We start from the raw sequence: 18,977 nt of genomic DNA on the forward strand, positions 1-18,977 counted from the left end.
CTGTAAGTTATTCACTATTTATGCTGAACTTTTATATGCTGTCATCCGGTAGCAGGGGCAATTCGACTATAATATGGGATGAATATGATGCCATAATTATAGATTGCGGGATAAGCATGAAGAAATTCTCTGAGAAAACCTCACAATTTCAGATAGATGGGCTTGAAAAATCTATTTTTATCAGCCATGAGCATTCAGACCATTCTGCAGGTGCAAAGGCGATTTCCAGGAAACTCAAGGCTGACCTGTATTCCAGAAGCGGGACACTTGAAAAGCTTCACCTGGAAAATTCTTATAGCATAAACGGCGAAGTTGCAATAGGGAATTTTACCGTTACCCCTGTGCATGTAAACCACGATGCTGTTGACCCTGTGGTTTACGTTATACGGAACAGGGGCGTGAAAATATCGGTGGTTTCTGACCTGGGAATAATGAATGATGAATTGCTTGATGAAATGAAAAATTCCAATATCATGGCAATTGAAGCAAACCATGATCCGGAAATGCTTAAAAATGGGCCATATACAGAGGCACTTAAAAGGAGGATACGGAGTGACCACGGGCACCTGTCCAATGAACAGTCTGCTGAGGCCATATACAGCTCCGCCTCAGATGGGACAAGCATTATCCTTACACACCTGAGTGAAAAGAACAACACTCCGGATATTGCAATTAATACTGTAAAAAGTTATCTGGCCAACAGGCATAAGGGGTATAAGTCCCTGGAAGCAGCATCACAGGAATTCGGCAGTACACTGTATAAATTATAGCCTGATATACAAATTAGACCATACCAAAGTTTTTGTATAGTTTTTCAATCTGCGGAGTATGGATGAATACGATCTTGTTATAATAGGGGCTGGACCTACTGGCCTCTTTGCTACTTTTCTGGCTGGCCTGAGAGATATAAAAAGTGTCACACTGGAAGCACTTGACTATACAGGAGGGCAGATACCTGAACTTTACCCGGAAAAGATGGTATATGATGTCCAGGGGATTCCAAAGATAAATGCTACGGAACTCAGGGATAAAATGTACGAACAGGCAAAACTTTTCGACGGTGAAATAAAGCTCAGTTCCAAGGTTACCGATATTATTCCGGATAATGATGAGTACATAATAGAAGTTAATGGTGTTAAAGAGTACAAATGCAAAGCTGTGCTTATAGCCACAGGCATAGGCGATTTCACACCTAGAAAGATTGGATGCCCTGGCGAAGATGAATTCAAGGGCAAGGGAGTTGATTATACTGTAAAGGATATAACCAAATTTAAAGACATGGTTGTAGCTATTGTTGGTGGAGGGGATTCTGCACTGGATTATGCCGATGAGCTTTCAGGCACAGCAAAAAAGGTCTATGTTTTACACCACAGTGAGAAATTCAAGGCAGCGGAAAAAACACTGGATGCGGTGATGAACAATAAAGGCATATCGCTTATGATGAATACCTCCGTAACAGAAATAAAGGGCGACTCAAAAATACGGGAAATATCTACTATAAATGAAAAAGACAAAACCACCGGAAGTATAAAAGTTGATGCACTTGTCATTGCCATAGGGCATGTTGGAAAAGCAAATGTCTTTAAATCTGTAAATATAGAAACAAGCAAAAACGGCAGAACCATTCTGGTAAACAATGAGTTCCAGACAAATTTAAAGGGCATCTATGCAGTAGGTGATGGGGCCACGGCAGCGGGAGAACCTGTACACCCTATAATAGCGATTGATGGCGCAAATGCTTATATTGCAATCAACTTTATCAAAAAATACCTGACTCCAAATGCAACAATGTTTGGCGGGCATAGCTCCAGCCTTAACATTAAATAGGCATAAAACGATATGCAGTAAATGGAAGTTGACGATGCAATAATAAGATTACGGGAGATGAAGGCTTCAAAGATATTGCTCCAGATACCGGACGGTTTGAAGCCTGAATCTTTCAACCTTTTCAATAAATTTTCAAAGGAATTTAATGTAATAATAAGCTCACAATCATTTTATGGTGCGTGTGACATAGGAAATATGGAAGTGTACAGGGATGTTGACTGCATAGTCCAGTTCGGCCATTCTGAAATACCCAATATCAAATACACAAAACCCATTCTATTCATAGAATACTTCTACAAGCAGATAGAGCTTGATGATGATATATTTTCCATACTGGCTGAAAATCTTGTAAAAAATGTAGGGCTCCTTTCATCCGTGCAGTATTATAAGGAAATGGAGTATGTAAATGGCAAATTAAAGGAACTGGGATATAATGTAATAGTGGGAAATGTGGATGGAAGGATGAAATACCCAGGCCAGGTTCTGGGTTGCAATTTCAGTGCCGCACATTCAATAGCTGCTAAAGTGGATGCATACCTGCTTGTCAGTACCGGCTTATTCCACGGAATAGGTGCACAGCTATCCACAGATAAACCTGTATACATACTGGATCTGAATAACCGGTCTATCAGAAATATACAGCCAGATATAGATAAATTTCTCAGAAAAAGGTATGCGAGAATAGAACCGGCAATAGATGCAAAGAAATTTGCCATAGTTATTGACACAAAAATAGGGCAATACAGAAAAAAACTTGCATACAGCATATACAACAGGGTAAAAGGCATGGGGCGTGATGCCATAATCGTAACAGCAGACAATATAAATCCGGTAGATTTCCAGAACCTTATGTGTGATGCTGTTGTATTCACAGGATGCCCGAGGGTATCTATAGACGATGAGGATAAATTCAGCATGCCTGTATTGACGCCAATAGAATTCGAACAGTTATTCGGGTTTAAAAGCAATAATAAATATATAATGGACGAAATAGTGGGTGTCGATTCCTACTCCCCTATAAGATAATTGGACCCATGGGAGACAATGGTGCATTTAATTTCTGAATATTTTTCATAGTTTCCCTTTAATACAACTGGCCTGTAATTTATATCCCTTCCGACCATTGTTCCATTTTTCCCCTTTTCAGTAATCAAAACTTTTTCTTCCCTGCCAAGGTAACTATCAAGTTTTTTCTCCATCTGTTCCCTGTGCAATGATATGATTTCATTTGACCATTCCTTAAGCAGATTGGAATTTAAAGGCGTTTTATTATAATCTTTAGTGTATGGCCGGGGCGAAAAGCGTGTAACGTTTATTATATCAGGGTTATATTTCTCCAGGAATTTCATAGTTTTTTCGAAGCCTGCCCTGCTGTCATTATAGTATCCAAGTATTATATCTGTGGCTATGGACATATCTGGAAATGCGTCATGGAATTTCTGCCATACTGCTTCCGCTTCCTCTATTGTGTATTCCCGGTTCATGGCAGAAAGTACATTATTTTCCGCGCTCTGCACAGGCAGGTGGAGGAATTTAAATACCCTATCGTGCCTGTATGCATCCACAAGCTTATCCAGTATATCGTATGTATTTCTTGGTTCCAGCATTCCAACGCGGAGGTAGAAATCCCTATCTATGGATGAAATTCTATTTACAAGTTCTGCAAGGTCTGTTCCTATGTCTTTTCCGTATGCTGCAGTATCCAGTGAGGAAATCCTGATTTCCTTTATATTGCGGTCAAGTTCCATATTTACCTGGTTTACAATTTTATCTATTCCCCTTGAAAGGAGTTTTCCCCTGGCTATATGTGATATGCAGAAATTGCAACTGCCTGTACATCCTTGGTTGATAGGTATTCCATCGTATATATCTGATTTTATTTCTATGCCATCCAGATCGCCCTCGTAAAAACTCCTGAATTCGCGTGGTTTTAATACCTGGACATTACCTGATTCTATCGTATTTCCGTTGACTGTTGCAAGGCATCCCAGAACCTGGACATTACCTGAAACCTTTGAAAGTGAGGATATGCGCTTTACCATTCTGTCTTCTGTATGCTTAATAACAACACAGGTGCCTATAAGGCTCAAATCTGCCTCCTCCGGGCTATTGACAATCTGGTTGTTTTCATCCTTAAGCAATTTGTTTAGGTAAAGTGAAGATTCGGATTTCTGTAAAGTGCATCCGTAGGATTCGAAATAAATTTTCATGGATTTTAATTACAATTACGTTAATAACGATTATTATATTTACTATGGCAGCTGTTGAATATCAGGTTGTTTAAATTTTCTGTATAGTTTTCCATTGGCAATAAAGGTTTCCAGAATATTTCCATTGATAATTAATATAATTACTGGAGGAGCATTCAATGTGCATCATAATATGTTTCTTACTCAATAGGCGGGAGTAATGATTTATATATGGATATTTCTATACTGCCATGCGACATTCTAAATTCGATAAGTGCCGAATTTTTTTAATAATTCTACTTTGAAAAAAGTTATATATTGCTTTAAAATATAATTTTATGACGAAAGAAAATAATATGGAGAAGACCGAAGATAATAAAAATTATGAGTGTGACCTTTCTGTCCGATGGGGGCATATTGACCCATCTATTCTGCCATTTGATGACCTCGATAAGGAGATTATGTGCTTTCTCCGTTATAATGCAAGAATGTCCAATGCCGAAATAGCTAAAATGTTGAATACAAGCGAAGCTACAGTAAGAAGAAGGATTAATGAGCTGGTGCGGAGGAAGATCATTACAGGATTCTCTGCACTTGTTGACCTGCATGCAATAGAAAATAGCATAAAGGTATGCATCAGGATAGACACTGAAGGAGACAGGCTTGATGCAATAGCCGATTCACTGGCTGCAAATCCAAACGTATTATCACTTTACAGAAGGAGGGGACAGAATCAGTTACTTCTCCAGGGGCTTTTCCTGAATCTTGAAACAATACAGGAATTTGAAGATAGCCTTGCCAGGAAGGATGGAATAGTAAAATACGATACTATGGTGGTATCAAAGGCGTTTAAAAAAGACCCCTGGGTAGGTATATAAAAAAAATTAGTTCAAGAAATTAAATATTTCTTTATATTTCTTTTCATCTATTTTTCCAGTTGCCAGAACAAGGTCCTTTATGCTTTTTCCAGTTTCAAGGGATTCTTCAACAATCTTGGCCATGGTATCGTAGCCCAGGTATGGATTCAGCAATGCGGCAGACCCGAAACTTCTTTCTATGTTTTCCTTTATCTTATTAAGATCCGGCTTTATGCCCTGTATGGCTTCTTCATCCAGCATTTTGATTCCATTTGCCAGCCTTTCTATTGACTTGGATATCTCATAGTCAATATGGGGCATCATAACATTCAGTTCCAGCTGCCCTGCTTTTACAGATAGATTGACAGCCTGCTGTGATCCGGTTATGGAATGGCATATCATATTCATAGCCTCTGCTATTGATGGATTTATCTTTCCTGGCATTATAGATGAACCCTGCTGTACTGCTGGGAGGACAATTTCATGTAATCCTGCTCCCGGCCCGGAATAGAGAAGCCTCAAATCATCTGAAATTTTGCTCAGGTCAAGTGCCATATTTGACAGTGAGTTGATTACCCTTGAAAAATCGGTCATAAACTGCATTATGCCCATAAGATTTTCTCCGGGCCTGAAATTGAAGCCTGTTTCCTCTGATATTTTCTTCACGGCGTATTCTTTGTATCCATCCGGTGTATTTGCCCCATTTCCCACTGCGGTACCGCCGATATTTAATTCCAGTATATAGTCCAGTGCGGATTTGAATTCCTTCAAATCTCTGCCAATAGCAAATGCCCAGGCATTGAATTCATCCCCCAGGGTAACCCTGACGGCATCCTGAAGGTGGGTTCTCCCGGTTTTGTAAACTTTCTCGAATTCCTTATGCTTTGCCTTTAATGATTTTATTAGGGCTTCCGCATTTTCGATAAGTTTTGGTGATTTTAGCATTATGCTCACACGCATCATGGTGGGGTAAATATCGTTTGTTGATTGGCTCATGTTAATTACGTCGTTTGGGTGTGCGTATTTATATTCGCCTTTCTTATGGTTAAGTGATTCCAGAACCAGGTTCGCCAGTATTTCATTTGTATTCATGTTGAATGAAGTACCTGCCCCTGCCTGGAAAACATCAACTACGAATTGTTCATCAAAATCTCCTGATATTAATCTGTCACATGCCTTGCTTATGCTTTCGTATAGCTCTTTCTGTAGCTTCCCGGCAGTATAGTTGGCATATGCTGCCCCTTTCTTTACAATGGCCATTGCTTTTATATGGTCACGGTCTTTTGATTTTATTCCGGAAATATTAAAATTATTTTTTGCCCTCAGAGTATTAATTCCATAATAAATGGAATCGTCAATCTGTACTTCGCCTATTACATCTCTTTCTGTTCTCATAAATAACAATGCTATATCACTATAAAAATATTTTAATCAATACATTTAACATTGTCAACTGGCGAGTTAAAGCAATGAACCTGGAAACTGTGTGTTCAAATCTGGAAAATATCACCAGCTACAATAGGCTCACTGGCTGGCAACACAGTGATTTCCGGGTATTACAGTACGCATGCAATTTAATGCCTTGGCATCTCCCTTCTTTTATGCATACGCTTTAATAAACCTTGGTTCTCACTTTTCAAACATCTCACAAATTGTTTCCTAATGTTATATTTTCACTTTCTATTCATGACTTTGGAGGAATCTACATTGCCTTTTTTTAATTTCGACATATTGCAGATAAAATTAACATTATCCGGAAAAAATTAAATTTCTACACTGGCACATAATAAAATATTAAAAATAAAAAAATTATGGAGGCGAAACCAGATGTGCTGGAATAGCTTCTAATCCTATTAATGCAGCAACAACAGCAGATACTACCAGGCCTATCCAGAACAACACCAGAACTACTGTCCAGACATTAGAGACTTTAGTCTTTCCTGGAAGTATATCATAGATAAGTGTTGTGGGGAAAGTGAAAACCCCTGTCAATCCAAAGGCCAGAAAGAGCCCGAACATTGCAATTGGGCTTGAGGTAAGTTTGTCCACATATGCATTTGCGCCATACCATATAGAAATTATACCGGCAAAGAATGCAAGAATACCGACATACTGAAGTTTCTGTTTTAGGGCTATTGTGCCAGCCATCATCAGTACTATAATGCCGAGGAACATAAATGGGTCGTCAAAAAGTATATTATACGCCCCGGGAAGTGGCCATACCATCTCACCCCAGAGCCCCATAAGAACAATTATAGCACCCAGTATTCCAAGCGGGAGCGCCCCTGGCTTCAATATCTCATTAACATTTTTAGCTCCGTTTTTCCTGAACTCAATATACACCCAAGCCGACATATAAATAGAAACTATTGCCACCAATGATATTAAAAAAAGTTCCATTGGGGTGTCATCTACAAATCCCATATTTTTGTCACCAAGCCCATAATCTGCATTGAGCATATAGCTTTATGTTATTGGATATAAATATTTTGAAGCTATGATATAGACAAAATGGCGTATTATTCTATATTTCCGGAGCAACAGACCATCATAAAACTGTATTATCAATATTTTCAAAAATATGATTGATTAAACATTTATAATAAATAACTCTTCGAATAGTGTATCTTATTTTCTGGAAATTGCACATTGAAAAAAATTATATGCTTGTAAGCATGGTGAATTTAATGTATATAGAGTTCACCGATTCTGGCATGGTGGTTCCGGATATCCTTACCATCGGTTATATAGATGGCGATGGCATAGGCCCGGAAATCACCGGAGCTATGATAGGAGTTGTTAACAGTGCGATTGAACTTGCGTATCAGGGCAGCAGATCCATTGAATGGCATAAAATACTCATAGGAACAGAAGCATATGAGAAGTTTGGAACTTATGTGCCGGAGGACTCCATAAAGGAAATCCAGAAAATGTATATAGCCATGAAATCAACACTGAACTTTATGCCTGACAAGAGAGATTTGAATACAATATTGAGGAAGCGACTTGGGTTATATTCAAATATACGGATATTAAAATATATTGAGGGAATGGATATACCGGTAAATACATTCAACAGGCTGAATCTAACAATTATAAGGGATTCCACCCCTAACAGCCACATATTTTACCATTCTTCTGAAAGCACCGATGATTTAATCCGGTTTATATCGGACAATTATGGATTGAATATTACTCCTGACTCAGGGATATATATGATGCCCCAGAGCAAATTCAGGACAAGGAAGATTGCAAAACAGGCTGTAAGGTATTCCAGAAGGAATGGAAAAAAGAAAATTACAATACTGGAAAGCCAGCAAAACCATGAATTTGCAAACTGGTGCATAGAGGAAGCATCAGCCCAGGAAGATGTTGGTTATGAGGTTCTGAAAACACGGGAATTCATGAAACGGCTGATATCCTCGCCGGAAGATTTTGAGGTTATCCTTGTTGACAATGTATTAAGCCAGACACTGGTAGACTACCTTGCAGGTACGATTAATATAGAGTATGGATCAAGTATCGGGGATGAATGTGCGGTTTTTGAAGCTGTCCAGTCCTCTTTGCCATCTGAAGCAGGATATGATGCTGCAGACCCTCTTTCATTCATTCTTTCAGGATGTGAGATGCTTATGCACATAGGATGGGTTGAGGCCGCACAAATTATTGAGAATGCAATATCAGCCGCTTTTAGGGATAATAAAATTCCAAAAGATATAAACACAAGGCCGGATATAAGCCCTATAAAGTGCTCTGAATTTTCATCAGAAATTATAAAAAGAATGAATGGTGTCTAATTGCATGTAATAGTATCCGGTATAATTGATGGTTGGAAATATACCGGGCGGGCTAAGAGTCTTTGGCTGTGGCTCTGGCAGTATATTTATATTCACAATCAGTGCCTGGCCTCCATGCTCCAGAATAATAAGTTTTAAATTTCCAGGGTCATATGACACCATTGTCAATTTCTGGTTCCCTTTACCAGGTATTCCAAAAAATACCCCTCCAGGACTATAGGGGTTAAGTTCAATTTCTGTATTATTAACTGGATAGCCTATCATATATAAGCCTGTGCCGTTGAAAATTGGTATTATCTGCGCATTCAATGTCCTGTTGCTATAATTGAATACGGTGATATTGAAGGGCTTATATTCTTTTTCTGTTAAACTCTCCGGCCCAGGTGCTTTATTTATATGCATATTACTATCAGGTTTCAGGAAATATACTGAAACTGTTTTTTGGACACTCCTCATTCCGGTATCGACTGTTATGGTAAAATTTTTCCTGCCTGAGTAATTATGGTTGTAAGTTATCAGTTCTAGAGTATATATAGTATCAGTTTTATTCTGTGTAAATCCTTTAACTGTAAAATTCCCGGGTGTAACCGAGAATAAAGGAGAAATATTTACACCATGGTTCTGTACTGTAATATTAACGGAAACATTTCCGGTATTGTTCTGCTGCATTATATAACAGGAATCTGGAATGGCCACATTGTTGCTATTTGTATTATGCAAAGGCAATGGGGCAAAGCCAAGAATGAGTACTATAACTACGATTACCAATGCTAACCATTTGACTGAAGCACGTGGCTTAAAGAAGTTATTCATTGGCAGTGCCCCCTTAATCCCGAGCAAAACCGAGAGCACCACAAGAATGAGAATGTATGGATACAGGATGCTGGCGGCTAGAAGTATGGCTATTCCAGCGTAGGATGCATATTTAAATTGTTTTCCCAGTATTCCTGAAAAAACCAGCCCGCCGTCCATAAACCCAACAGGCATTGAGTTTAACGCAGTTGTTATAATGCCAACATATCCCGCAAGTTCCAGAGGGTCCGGTATAATATATGCAGGGAATAAATGGTCAAGGGCAAGCGGGAAAACAAGGGGAAAGTTAAGGGCAGAAATTGGGGAATGGATTGCCGAACTATAATTCACATATGGCATGATAGCCGCACCGGCAATGATTAACACGACCGATGCAAAAAATCCGAATAATAATGAAAATGTGCCTGCCTCAATCATGGATTTTGAGTCTCTAAATTGATTTTTGTTTGAATTTATGGTTCCAAGTGTCCCCAGGCCAGGAGATGGAACAAAAATGGGAAAATTATATTTTATATGGTTTTTTCTTAAAGCTATATACTTTCCTGCTTCACGGAATAACAGAATAAAAATCACAGGTATTGCATAGAATAATGTTCCGTATATAATATTCCGATATATTAAATCTGATGAGTAATATGATGAATAATAAACAGAGCCGGTATAAATCAGGGCAGCCATAGAAAGGAAAAGCATCAGGGTTTTTAATCCCCTGCGTTCCCGGCTTACATTGCCATTATTTATTACTATTATCTGGCTATCAGGAAAATCGTTTGTAAAAGCTGTTGCACCTACTGTATCAAGTTCATCTAGAAGGTAACCGAATGTTTTTTCATTCCCTCTGCCCTGTATATGGAAGACCATAGAATAGCGTGTATTTTCAACTTCTGAAACGTCGTAATACTTTTTTACTATTCCATCAATGATACTGGATTCTATCATACGTTAATGTCTACTAAAATCTCCTTTATTAACTTTTCATTTATTCCTGGATTGCATATTGCAGTGTACAGTTTTCTGTTTCTTGATTTCTCTGTAACGCCTATATTGCGCGTGGAAAGCCCGGATATGAGAGTATCAACGCCAGCATCAATCCCTATTGCAGTAAGCTCCGTTTCACTGTTAATTATAATAGCTTTAATATTTTTCCTGAATATGCCCTGGATCAGGAGGTTAAATTCATCCCGGTCCAGATTTGTGGCATAAACATAGATATTTTCGTGAACAGGTTCCCCGGCATTAAGTATACCTTCAATTTTTTCTTTTCTGTACTTATCTATAAGTTTTCTGTTTTCCAGATTTTCATGGAAAATTTCCAGGGATTGCCTGTATACGTCCTCCGTATCAACCTTCAGGTATTCCTGTTCCATCTGGACGGTGTCATGGAGCAACTGAACATAGCGCATTGCTGCAGGGCCTGCGGAATAAGTAATCCTCTGTATTCCTTCCTGTAGGGTTTCTACTTTCATAATTTTTATAAAGCCTATTGGGGCTGTACTGTCCAGATGCGTACCTCCGCACCCTTCAGAATCTATTCCATCTATGGTAACGATCCTGATTTTAGATGACACGGGAACACCCCCTTCAAAAAGCCTGAAACCATATTTTTCTATGGCCGGATTCCAGCTTACATTTGACACCGTAATTTTTCTGTCCTGTTCTATGGCTTCCATGCACATATCTTCTATATGCCGGATATCTTCCAGGGTTATTTTCCTGTAATGTGTTATATCTATTCTTGATTCATTTATATCTTTCTTTACACCACTCTGCCATACATGTTCACCGAAATATTTTCTCATTATTCCAAGCAAAAGATGTGTTGCTGAATGGTGTATCATAAGCTGCTTTCTCCTTGTGTAGTCTATATATCCCTTAACACGTGAATTAGCCGGTATATTATTATCAAGGAAATGTACTATTGAATCATTGTATTTCTGGACATCAACAACGTTAACTTTTTTTCCGTTGGCAATAAAATATCCGAGATCACATGGTTGGCCTCCGCCTTCCGGATAGAATGCAGTCTGATTCGGTATTATGCACTTTTCCCCGGAGTAAAGTACTATTCCTGTAAACTCGCTTATTTTAGTATTGTCATAATAAAGTGGCCTCGTATGTACAGGAGGAAATTGAGGTGCCTCTTTTTTCTTTGTATGCCTGGTTTCATGCCTGGATATTACTATTTCCTGAAAATTGTCAGGAAGTTCGAGGTCTTTCCCGGTAATTTTCTTAAATGATTCGCTGATCAGGTCCTCATTCATGCCTTCCGAGTCATAAAGCGTGATTGCATTCTTCAGTTCAAGCTTGCCAGAATGTATATATTTTCTTACTTTCCCTTCAGCGGATTTATTTATTTCAGCGTATTTTTCCTTCTCTATATCAATAATATTTTTGATGAAATCCCTGTCATAGTTCGAAACTATTCTGGAAAATATTTCATGCTGGAAGTCCATGAGGTCCATAAAATCCTTTGAGAAACTTATATCATCCATAAATTTCAATGACCTTCTTACTAAAGTCCTTGCCAGGTATCCAACCTTAACGTTTGAAGGTATAACATAGTCGGCAAACATTAAAAGAAGTGTTTTTGTATGGTCCGCCAGTGAATAAAGGCTTCTGAAACTTTTGAGCCTGCGCAGGAATTCATTATCAATGGATATGTGCTTCTTCTTAAGCCATGGAGCTACCTGCTTGAGGAGTTTTGACTCACTGTATGGGTCTATTTCCGCGGACAGTTCCGATAACTTCTGCATAATTTCCGGGTCTATATCTCCTGCAGAGGAGTTTTTCCTTATATATTCTATCGTCTCCCCCAGTATGGATTCGTAAACTGTGGGCGTGCCTGTAGAAAGCCACACAAGCCTTTCCAATCCGTAACCTGTATCAACAATTTTTAGCGGCATCATGGAATACTTAGTGCCCTCTATGTCTATTTCTCCATCCGGGTCTTCTTTCATATCCATGAACACGAGTGTTGCTACCTCCAATCCCCGGACAAAAACTTCCACAGCATTTCCAGCATTGCCACCCCCAAACCAGGGCTTTTCCTTGTAGGTTATTTCAGCTCCGTCCACATGGAGTTTTTCTGTAAGGAATCTATATGAATATTCTATTGTTTCGTTCTTCCAGTATATGTATTTGTTTTCATAATTGAACGCATCATGGCACAGCATCTCAAATGATGTAAGATGCCGCCCGGTTTTGCCCACGAGGTCAAGGTCCAGCATCCGAATACTGGGCTGCGACATAGCCAGTGGGTTTCCTGGAGGTGGTACCAGTCCCGATGTTACCTGTGGCTGGAAATCGTATATGGACGCATTAACAAGGAGAACATCATCGCGCCATCTGGGAACTACAGGATATTTTTCTATTATAGTGTGTGGAAGTTTATCCTCCTTAAAAAATGACAGGAACTCCTGGCGCATTTCATCAAGGCTATATTTCCTATCTACAGGAGAATTGCCAATAAATGAATAGCCTTCGCAGGCAGGGTCCCCGCATGTCTTTTTTCCAGGATTCTGTGTCCAGAAGAACGATGAGCATACTATACATTGTTTTCTAAGGAAATTGTTGTCCCTGAAGAAATCCAGGTCAAATTCATCTTGCACCATTTTACATATAATACATCTGTATAAATAAATATAATTGTCCGTGTTTATATATACGGACTGTAATGAATCGAGATAAAGAATATTTATATCCTTATTTTTAATCAATAGCTTATGGAAGAAAGGCTAAAAAGGCCGTCATGGGATGAATACTTTATGCGTATGGCTTATCTGGCGGCATCACGCTCCAACTGCACAAGGAGAAAAGTTGGCGCGGTTATTGTGAGAGACAATAATGTACTGGCTACCGGATATAATGGGCCGCCATCGCACACGGTAAACTGTGATATAGTAGGATGTATAAGGGATGAACTTAACGTGCCATCAGGTGAAAGGCACGAACTTTGCAGGGGATTGCATGCAGAGCAGAATGCGATTATACAGGCTGCAGTTAATGGTTCGTCAATCAAAGGATCTAAAATATACGTAACAACACATCCCTGTGTTGTGTGCTCCAAGATGATAATGAATTCCAGCATAGAGGAAATAATATTCGCCGAAGGGTATCCGGATGACCTTGCTGAATTGATGCTGCTTGAAAGTAATATTACAATACGTAAATTCAATCTGCCAGACCCGGAAGTGGAGTCTATAATAGGAATATATTATACACATAAAACAGGAGAGGACTAAACGGCGTTACCACTATTTTTTAATATATATGGTAATTTAATTATCATCCAATTTTAATCTATGGTAGTTAAACAGAGTCCAGTAAAGTAAGCAGAAATATTCATTTACTTAAATTGCCCTTCTATGAAATTGAATTCTCATCTGATATGGAAAATACATTTCAATTTAAATCAGAATTATGCGCCTGTTTTTATATATCGCATTGGAAGCAAAGATTGCTTTCTGGTATTATTTAAATCTATAACAATAACTAGCATTGGTTTCATGAAAAAGTAGGATTATTTATAACTGAAATTTTTTATATCATCAATATTAAATCACAGTTTATATTGTATAAAACGACGTAATTGCAAGCTTTTTCTATGACACCAGAGAAAGGTTGAAATAATTTCCACTTTATAAGTAAACTTAACGTGTTTGTTTGAACAAACACAGAAGTGCAAAACCGTTTATCTGTTTAATTTACCTTTCTTTGATTCTTTTACTTTGAATATTATAGATACTATCAGACCAATTATTAATATAATAAAACCATATATTACCACCCACGTAGATTCGTGGGTTTGTATTGAATTGTATGCATAAACTCTATTTGAGTATGGATAACCTATTACAATAAGAGTTATAGCAATTATTCCATTCGCCAGCATCATAAAAAGAGTAAAATATTGCTCCGATTTTGACCAATCATATCTGCGTTTATGTAAGAAAAAAGTAAACATTATTGAAACTATAGAAAATATTATCATCAACTCTATCCACAATAAAATAACACCAAACATTAACTCACCCGATAATTTTCACCACATTTCTTATCTATACTGCACATATTTTACGATCCAGTTGCACGCTCAATGCTCTAGTTAGTCCTTGCCTATATAATCTCCATTTTTGTCATAATATTTTCTATAGCCTATAATTGCCCAAAATAATGAACTTGGAGCGAACCAGATAGCCACAATAACATCAAAATATGATGGGGGCATGGCGTAGGTATATAAAAATATGAAACTATATATTAAAAAATCCGTACCAAAGTACATTGAAGCATTTTTGCGGTATTCATAATGCGGGCTATGGCGCACTCTACTTATGGGGATTAAAATAAAAAAGAATGCTGAAAATATCAAAATCATAATAAACATATAGATTCTTACTGAAAGTATCACGGTGCATCACCCATAAACCAATTATCAGTACCTATGCTACTGGCTATATTATCTGCCCACATTGAGAAACTTAAAGTTACTGGAGAACTGAGACCAGGTATATTCGGTATAACAGTCACTGTCTTTCCACTGGCAAGTTTTCCATACCAACCTATTGATGATGCCAGTGCAACGGGATTATTTTTATCGTACTGATCTATTGATAAATAACTCCATAGATATTTATTACCTGAAGGCTTATTTGCATATGTTGATTCATACATTTCTAAATAAACGTTCTTTATATTACTTAAAACCAGAGATACGACAAGTGATATAGCTGCTACCAGCTCAGAAAATCCTAATGTCTCAACAGCTATACCGGTAGCAGCGGCAAATATAGTTGTAAGCATTGCTGCTGTACTTCCATCATGCCTATACAACCCATTGAACACCGTCTGTGCCTTATTTCCTCCATAGAGAGTATTAATAACGTCGTGTTGCCCATATTTCCATGTCCACCCTCCAAGCCACCATGGTGCATGGTATATGAAATAGTTAATTGTAACCATCACCCATGAACCACTATCGGATGTAACACCATTAGGGAGATCTGCCCTTACATTAGCAATATATGTTATCGAACTTCCATTTTTTATAACTGATGGAACCTTATGCCCTGAATGAAGTATAGATTCTATTGAACTTACTTCCATTTTATTGCTTTTATTAAAGGATGATTTTTCATTAACTGTAAGCTGTGATATGTATGCCTTCCCTGCTATTGACTGGTTAATGTATTGCATGAATAGTGATTGCCCGGTAGTTGATGATATTTCAGGAAGGTTTTCTTTAACACGGTTCTTCATATACCAGCTGGAGAATGATACTGCAATTTTATTTGATAGGTTTGAAATTGTTGTGATAGTGGGTTGTGATTTATTTACAACATATTTGCTGATAGCTACCTGGGGAGAAATATTCCCTGTTGCCGTATTGCTTTGAGCTGTATGCATATTGTCTGCTGCAGGGACAAATGCGAGCATCACAAATATTGCTGCCATTAATACACCTATTATTACTTTCTTTTTATTCACAATGATATTAATACATGAATATATATATTTCTGTAATAATATTAATAAATTATTTATTGTTGAATGATTTACCGGTTAACTTTATAACTTAAACCATACTTATAATAGGAGTTTACAGTTATTTGCATAGATTATATGGATTGCATTTATAACTCCATTGTGCATATGTATACAACATTTCATTTATTACTTATGTTTCCCGCAACAGTACCTTGATTGCATCCGTGCCAGAAGTTATATATTCGCAATTCAGCATTTATTTATAATGCAATATTTTTATATTATATTTAAATAAAATAAATATTTATATACATGTTAATAATATACAGATAACAACCAATGGTTGTTAACCAAGGTGATATAAATGAATGGAAGAAGAGATGATGACTGGGATGATATATTTAACGACATGTATGATGAATTTGGCTTTGATATGAAGAAAATAAACAGGGAAATTGCCAGATTCTGGGAATCCATCATGAAAGGAGAACCGAACAGCAAAATCATGGGTCCATATGTATATGGATTCAGTTACAAGATGGGGCCAGATGGGAAACCTGTTTTCCAGGAATTCGGCAATGTGCCAAGAAATGGAATAGGGCCAAAAGCAGAGCCACAGGAAGGATTCAGGGAGCCGCTTACAGATATAAACGAAGATAAAGAAAATGTGTACATTACATATGAATTGCCCGGTGTCGAGAAAAATGATATTGACCTGGTAGTAAACGAGAACAACATAGAACTTAAGGTGGACAAGGGGTCAAGGAAATACTATAAAAATATAGAATTCGACAGGGACGTTGATATAAACAGTGTTATAGCTAAATTTACCAATGGCGTCCTGGATATAACAATTAAAAAAGTAAACAACAAAAGTACCGGCAGAGCAGTAAAAATCGATTAAATATATTTTTAATATTTTATGGTGTTTACATGGACGATGATTTATGGTCTATTTTAATTGCGCTGGAAAACAACACCAGGAGAGAAATGCTAAAAACTCTGGCAAATTATAATTCCTATGGGCTTGAATTAAGCAGAATGATAGGGGTTTCACAGCAGGCCATCAATAAACAGCTGGAAATTCTTGAAAAACTTGGATTGATATGTACAGATGGAAGCATACCATCGACCATGGGGCCGCCACGGAAAGTTTACAGGTCTATGGGGTTCTCAACCATAATTATAGATTATTCAAAAAATTTTATGAAAATTAAGAAAATAGATATTGATTATGTGGACGAAAATGTTGAAGGCGATAATTCCGATCTTGTCAATAAATTAAAGGATTTAAATGGTGAAATAGACAAAATCGACAGGGAAAGAAATTTACTCTCATCGAAAAAGGATGCAATAATAGGCATGTTAAAGGAGAGAGCTTCAGGCTTTGACAATTTCTACAGAAAGGTAATATACGGATATCTTGAAACTATGGATATATCAATCGTTGCTAACAATATGGGAATTCCTGAAGAGCTTGTTAAAGGAATTGTGGATAAATTTTTGCATGGATAATAAAATCCGTTTTATAATCAAGCAAGTGTTAAAAGTTATATATATTTTATAAATATGCAAATATGAAAGTATCGTTTAAGTTTGATAGTGAAGTTGGATTTATTTCTGATGATGGAAAAAAAGAAACAAGATTCAAAAATTCCATAGTAGGCAATGAGGAATACCATTCACCTACAGAGCTCCTGCTTCTGGCAATGGGAGGATGCAGCAGCGATGATGTGCTCAATATCTTAAAAAAGATGAAAAAGGAAATTAAGAGTTATAGATGTGAAGTAGTAGGCGAGAAAAGGGATACTGATCCAAAACTTTTAAAATATGGTGAAATCCATTACATATTTGAAGGAGACATGGATCCGGAATCTGTGAAAAAGGCAATAGACCTGTCTCTAGAAAAATATTGCTCGGTATCGCTCACTGTCAAAGGCGCAGGTATTCCTGTTTCCTATTATTATACAATAAATGGGCAGGATTACCGCTAATTTTTTAACCCATTCCCGGTAAGTACCAGCAGTGATGACCCTTCAAAATGGGATTTCTTGTAGGCTGCGAATACAGTAGCAGAACTGTATTCTGCATAAAACCCTTTCAATGCAAGGTCTTTTCTTGCTGTTATTATTTCATTTTCCGATACAGAAATGCACCTGTTGCCATTTTTCATAATTTTAATCATTTTGTTCATCAGGACAGGGCGTTTTGCCACAAGGGCATCGGCTATTGATGAAAGGTTATTGTCAGGATCGTATTTTTCTCCGTTTATGAATGAGCATACAGGTGAAATATTCTCCGGCTGGACACCAACTATTACAGGCACTTTACTTATTTCTCCGGAATTATAAAGATGGGTTAAGCCGCTATATAGCCCTGAAAGCAAGGTGCCTGCTGATATTGGTACAAATATATTGTCAGGCATTTTGCCCTGAAGGAATATTTCATAGGCAAGTGTCCTGATGCCATCCCTGAATTCAGGGTTTAATATATGGGAAGCGTAGAATCCCTCCGCATGTTCTGCTTCTTCCTGTACATGATCCCTTGAGCCATCTACTTTGATTATATGAGCCCCATAACTTTCAATCTGTTTCAGCTTGGCTGGATTCGCATTTGAAGGAACGTAAATATTAGTTTTAAAGCCTGCGCTTATTCCATATGCTGCTATTGAAGAACCTGCATTCCCGGAAGAATCTTCATTGATCATTTCTATATTAAGTTCCTTTCTCCTTGAGGCTATATAGGAAATCAGATTTCTTGTACCACGATCCTTGTATGAATAAGTTGGTGAAAAGTAATCCAGTTTGAATGAAAGATCATTATTAATTTTGACAACCGGTGTCCTTACTTCGCCCAGAGTTACCCATCTGGAGATATAATTAAAATTTTTATCCATATCATCATAAAATTTTCCTTCCGGAACAATTTCAAATGGTTCATTGCATTGCCTGCATCTTAACTCGTGCTCGAGCCGTGGATGGCCGTTAAAACAAACTGTGCGCATAAAA

At 37.6% G+C, this 18,977-nt stretch carries 17 protein-coding genes; 9 read left to right on the top strand and 8 right to left on the bottom strand.

What is annotated here, in order from left to right:
- Positions 1-20 precede the first annotated feature (20 nt).
- From FACI_RS03605 to dph2, 3 genes are read left to right on the top strand one after another with little or no spacing between them, the layout of a single operon-like run.
- Complete coding sequence (locus FACI_RS03605) at positions 21-770, top strand: MBL fold metallo-hydrolase (protein WP_009886757.1); 750 nt, start codon at positions 21-23, stop codon at positions 768-770.
- A gap of 58 nt (positions 771-828) precedes the next feature.
- A complete protein-coding gene (locus FACI_RS03610; RefSeq protein ID WP_009886758.1) occupies positions 829-1,827 on the top strand; it encodes an NAD(P)/FAD-dependent oxidoreductase in 999 nt (332 codons plus the stop codon).
- Between the two features lie 21 nt (positions 1,828-1,848).
- On the top strand, positions 1,849-2,853 hold the full coding sequence (dph2, locus tag FACI_RS03615; protein WP_009886759.1) for a diphthamide biosynthesis enzyme Dph2: 1,005 nt from the start codon (positions 1,849-1,851) through the stop codon (positions 2,851-2,853).
- Here the strand turns inward: dph2 and FACI_RS03620 are convergent.
- Entirely contained in the window at positions 2,835-4,037 is a 1,203-nt protein-coding gene (locus FACI_RS03620; RefSeq protein ID WP_009886760.1) for a tRNA (N(6)-L-threonylcarbamoyladenosine(37)-C(2))-methylthiotransferase, read from the bottom strand. The two genes, dph2 and FACI_RS03620, sit on opposite strands and share 19 nt — an antisense overlap.
- Before the next feature lie 317 nt (positions 4,038-4,354).
- On the opposite strand from FACI_RS03620, the gene FACI_RS03625 reads away from it, so the two are divergent.
- The gene (locus tag FACI_RS03625) at positions 4,355-4,894 is read left to right on the top strand and encodes an Lrp/AsnC family transcriptional regulator (RefSeq protein ID WP_009886761.1); all 540 of its coding nucleotides are present in this window, start codon (positions 4,355-4,357) and stop codon (positions 4,892-4,894) included.
- A gap of 6 nt (positions 4,895-4,900) precedes the next feature.
- Here FACI_RS03625 and FACI_RS03630 read toward each other — a convergent pair whose 3' ends face one another.
- Together FACI_RS03630 and FACI_RS03635 are read right to left on the bottom strand one after the other, a co-directional pair.
- Positions 4,901-6,268 (bottom strand): aspartate ammonia-lyase, encoded by a 1,368-nt coding sequence (locus FACI_RS03630; RefSeq protein WP_009886762.1) that lies wholly within the window; start codon positions 6,266-6,268, stop codon positions 4,901-4,903.
- Between the two features lie 414 nt (positions 6,269-6,682).
- Positions 6,683-7,333 carry a DUF981 family protein gene (locus tag FACI_RS03635; RefSeq protein ID WP_009886763.1) on the bottom strand — a complete coding sequence of 217 codons (651 nt, stop codon included), beginning with the start codon at positions 7,331-7,333 and terminating at the stop codon, positions 6,683-6,685.
- Positions 7,334-7,560: 227 nt separating this feature from the next.
- Between FACI_RS03635 and FACI_RS03640 the strand changes: the two genes are divergently transcribed.
- Entirely contained in the window at positions 7,561-8,670 is a 1,110-nt protein-coding gene (locus FACI_RS03640) for an isocitrate/isopropylmalate family dehydrogenase (protein WP_187288964.1), read from the top strand.
- Here the strand turns inward: FACI_RS03640 and FACI_RS03645 are convergent.
- A complete protein-coding gene (locus FACI_RS03645) occupies positions 8,638-10,422 on the bottom strand; it encodes a zinc metalloprotease (RefSeq protein ID WP_009886765.1) in 1,785 nt (594 codons plus the stop codon). The two genes, FACI_RS03640 and FACI_RS03645, sit on opposite strands and share 33 nt — an antisense overlap.
- Entirely contained in the window at positions 10,419-13,094 is a 2,676-nt protein-coding gene (gene alaS / locus FACI_RS03650) for an alanine--tRNA ligase (RefSeq protein ID WP_009886766.1), read from the bottom strand. Before alaS ends, FACI_RS03645 begins: the two co-directional genes overlap by 4 nt.
- 111 nt (positions 13,095-13,205) lie before the next feature.
- On the opposite strand from alaS, the gene FACI_RS03655 reads away from it, so the two are divergent.
- On the top strand, positions 13,206-13,724 hold the full coding sequence (locus FACI_RS03655; RefSeq protein WP_009886767.1) for a deoxycytidylate deaminase: 519 nt from the start codon (positions 13,206-13,208) through the stop codon (positions 13,722-13,724).
- A gap of 863 nt (positions 13,725-14,587) precedes the next feature.
- Here FACI_RS03655 and FACI_RS10115 read toward each other — a convergent pair.
- Complete coding sequence (locus FACI_RS10115) at positions 14,588-14,893, bottom strand: hypothetical protein (RefSeq protein ID WP_009886769.1); 306 nt, start codon at positions 14,891-14,893, stop codon at positions 14,588-14,590.
- Positions 14,890-15,969 carry a hypothetical protein gene (locus FACI_RS03665; protein WP_009886770.1) on the bottom strand — a complete coding sequence of 360 codons (1,080 nt, stop codon included), beginning with the start codon at positions 15,967-15,969 and terminating at the stop codon, positions 14,890-14,892. Before FACI_RS03665 ends, FACI_RS10115 begins: the two co-directional genes overlap by 4 nt.
- A gap of 364 nt (positions 15,970-16,333) precedes the next feature.
- Here FACI_RS03665 and hsp20 point away from each other — a divergent pair, with 364 nt between their 5' ends.
- From hsp20 to FACI_RS03680, 3 genes are all read left to right on the top strand, one after another.
- A complete protein-coding gene (hsp20, locus tag FACI_RS03670) occupies positions 16,334-16,873 on the top strand; it encodes an archaeal heat shock protein Hsp20 (protein ID WP_009886771.1) in 540 nt (179 codons plus the stop codon).
- A 29-nt stretch (positions 16,874-16,902) separates the two neighbouring features.
- Positions 16,903-17,484 (top strand): ArsR/SmtB family transcription factor, encoded by a 582-nt coding sequence (locus FACI_RS03675; RefSeq protein WP_009886772.1) that lies wholly within the window; start codon positions 16,903-16,905, stop codon positions 17,482-17,484.
- Positions 17,485-17,546: 62 nt separating this feature from the next.
- Positions 17,547-17,963 (top strand): OsmC family protein, encoded by a 417-nt coding sequence (locus tag FACI_RS03680; RefSeq protein WP_009886773.1) that lies wholly within the window; start codon positions 17,547-17,549, stop codon positions 17,961-17,963.
- Here the strand turns inward: FACI_RS03680 and FACI_RS03685 are convergent.
- Positions 17,960-18,973: a pyridoxal-phosphate dependent enzyme gene (locus tag FACI_RS03685; RefSeq protein ID WP_009886774.1), complete on the bottom strand. Its 1,014-nt coding sequence runs from the start codon at positions 18,971-18,973 to the stop codon at positions 17,960-17,962. The two genes, FACI_RS03680 and FACI_RS03685, sit on opposite strands and share 4 nt — an antisense overlap.
- Between the last annotated feature and the right edge of the window lie 4 nt (positions 18,974-18,977).

This window comes from Ferroplasma acidarmanus Fer1 (assembly GCF_000152265.2).
GTDB lineage: Archaea > Thermoplasmatota > Thermoplasmata > Thermoplasmatales > Thermoplasmataceae > Ferroplasma > Ferroplasma acidiphilum.

Coding starts and splice junctions, on each gene's coding strand:
- FACI_RS03605 (WP_009886757.1), top strand. CDS start 21: ATGCTGAACTTTTATATGCTGTCATCCGGTAGCAGGGGCAATTCGACT.
- FACI_RS03610 (WP_009886758.1), top strand. CDS start 829: ATGGATGAATACGATCTTGTTATAATAGGGGCTGGACCTACTGGCCTC.
- dph2 (WP_009886759.1), top strand. CDS start 1,849: ATGGAAGTTGACGATGCAATAATAAGATTACGGGAGATGAAGGCTTCA.
- FACI_RS03620 (WP_009886760.1), bottom strand. CDS start 4,037: ATGAAAATTTATTTCGAATCCTACGGATGCACTTTACAGAAATCCGAA.
- FACI_RS03625 (WP_009886761.1), top strand. CDS start 4,355: ATGACGAAAGAAAATAATATGGAGAAGACCGAAGATAATAAAAATTAT.
- FACI_RS03630 (WP_009886762.1), bottom strand. CDS start 6,268: ATGAGAACAGAAAGAGATGTAATAGGCGAAGTACAGATTGACGATTCC.
- FACI_RS03635 (WP_009886763.1), bottom strand. CDS start 7,333: ATGCTCAATGCAGATTATGGGCTTGGTGACAAAAATATGGGATTTGTA.
- FACI_RS03640 (WP_187288964.1), top strand. CDS start 7,561: ATGTATATAGAGTTCACCGATTCTGGCATGGTGGTTCCGGATATCCTT.
- FACI_RS03645 (WP_009886765.1), bottom strand. CDS start 10,422: ATGATAGAATCCAGTATCATTGATGGAATAGTAAAAAAGTATTACGAC.
- alaS (WP_009886766.1), bottom strand. CDS start 13,094: ATGGTGCAAGATGAATTTGACCTGGATTTCTTCAGGGACAACAATTTC.
- FACI_RS03655 (WP_009886767.1), top strand. CDS start 13,206: ATGGAAGAAAGGCTAAAAAGGCCGTCATGGGATGAATACTTTATGCGT.
- hsp20 (WP_009886771.1), top strand. CDS start 16,334: ATGAATGGAAGAAGAGATGATGACTGGGATGATATATTTAACGACATG.
- FACI_RS03675 (WP_009886772.1), top strand. CDS start 16,903: ATGGACGATGATTTATGGTCTATTTTAATTGCGCTGGAAAACAACACC.
- FACI_RS03680 (WP_009886773.1), top strand. CDS start 17,547: ATGAAAGTATCGTTTAAGTTTGATAGTGAAGTTGGATTTATTTCTGAT.
- FACI_RS03685 (WP_009886774.1), bottom strand. CDS start 18,973: ATGCGCACAGTTTGTTTTAACGGCCATCCACGGCTCGAGCACGAGTTA.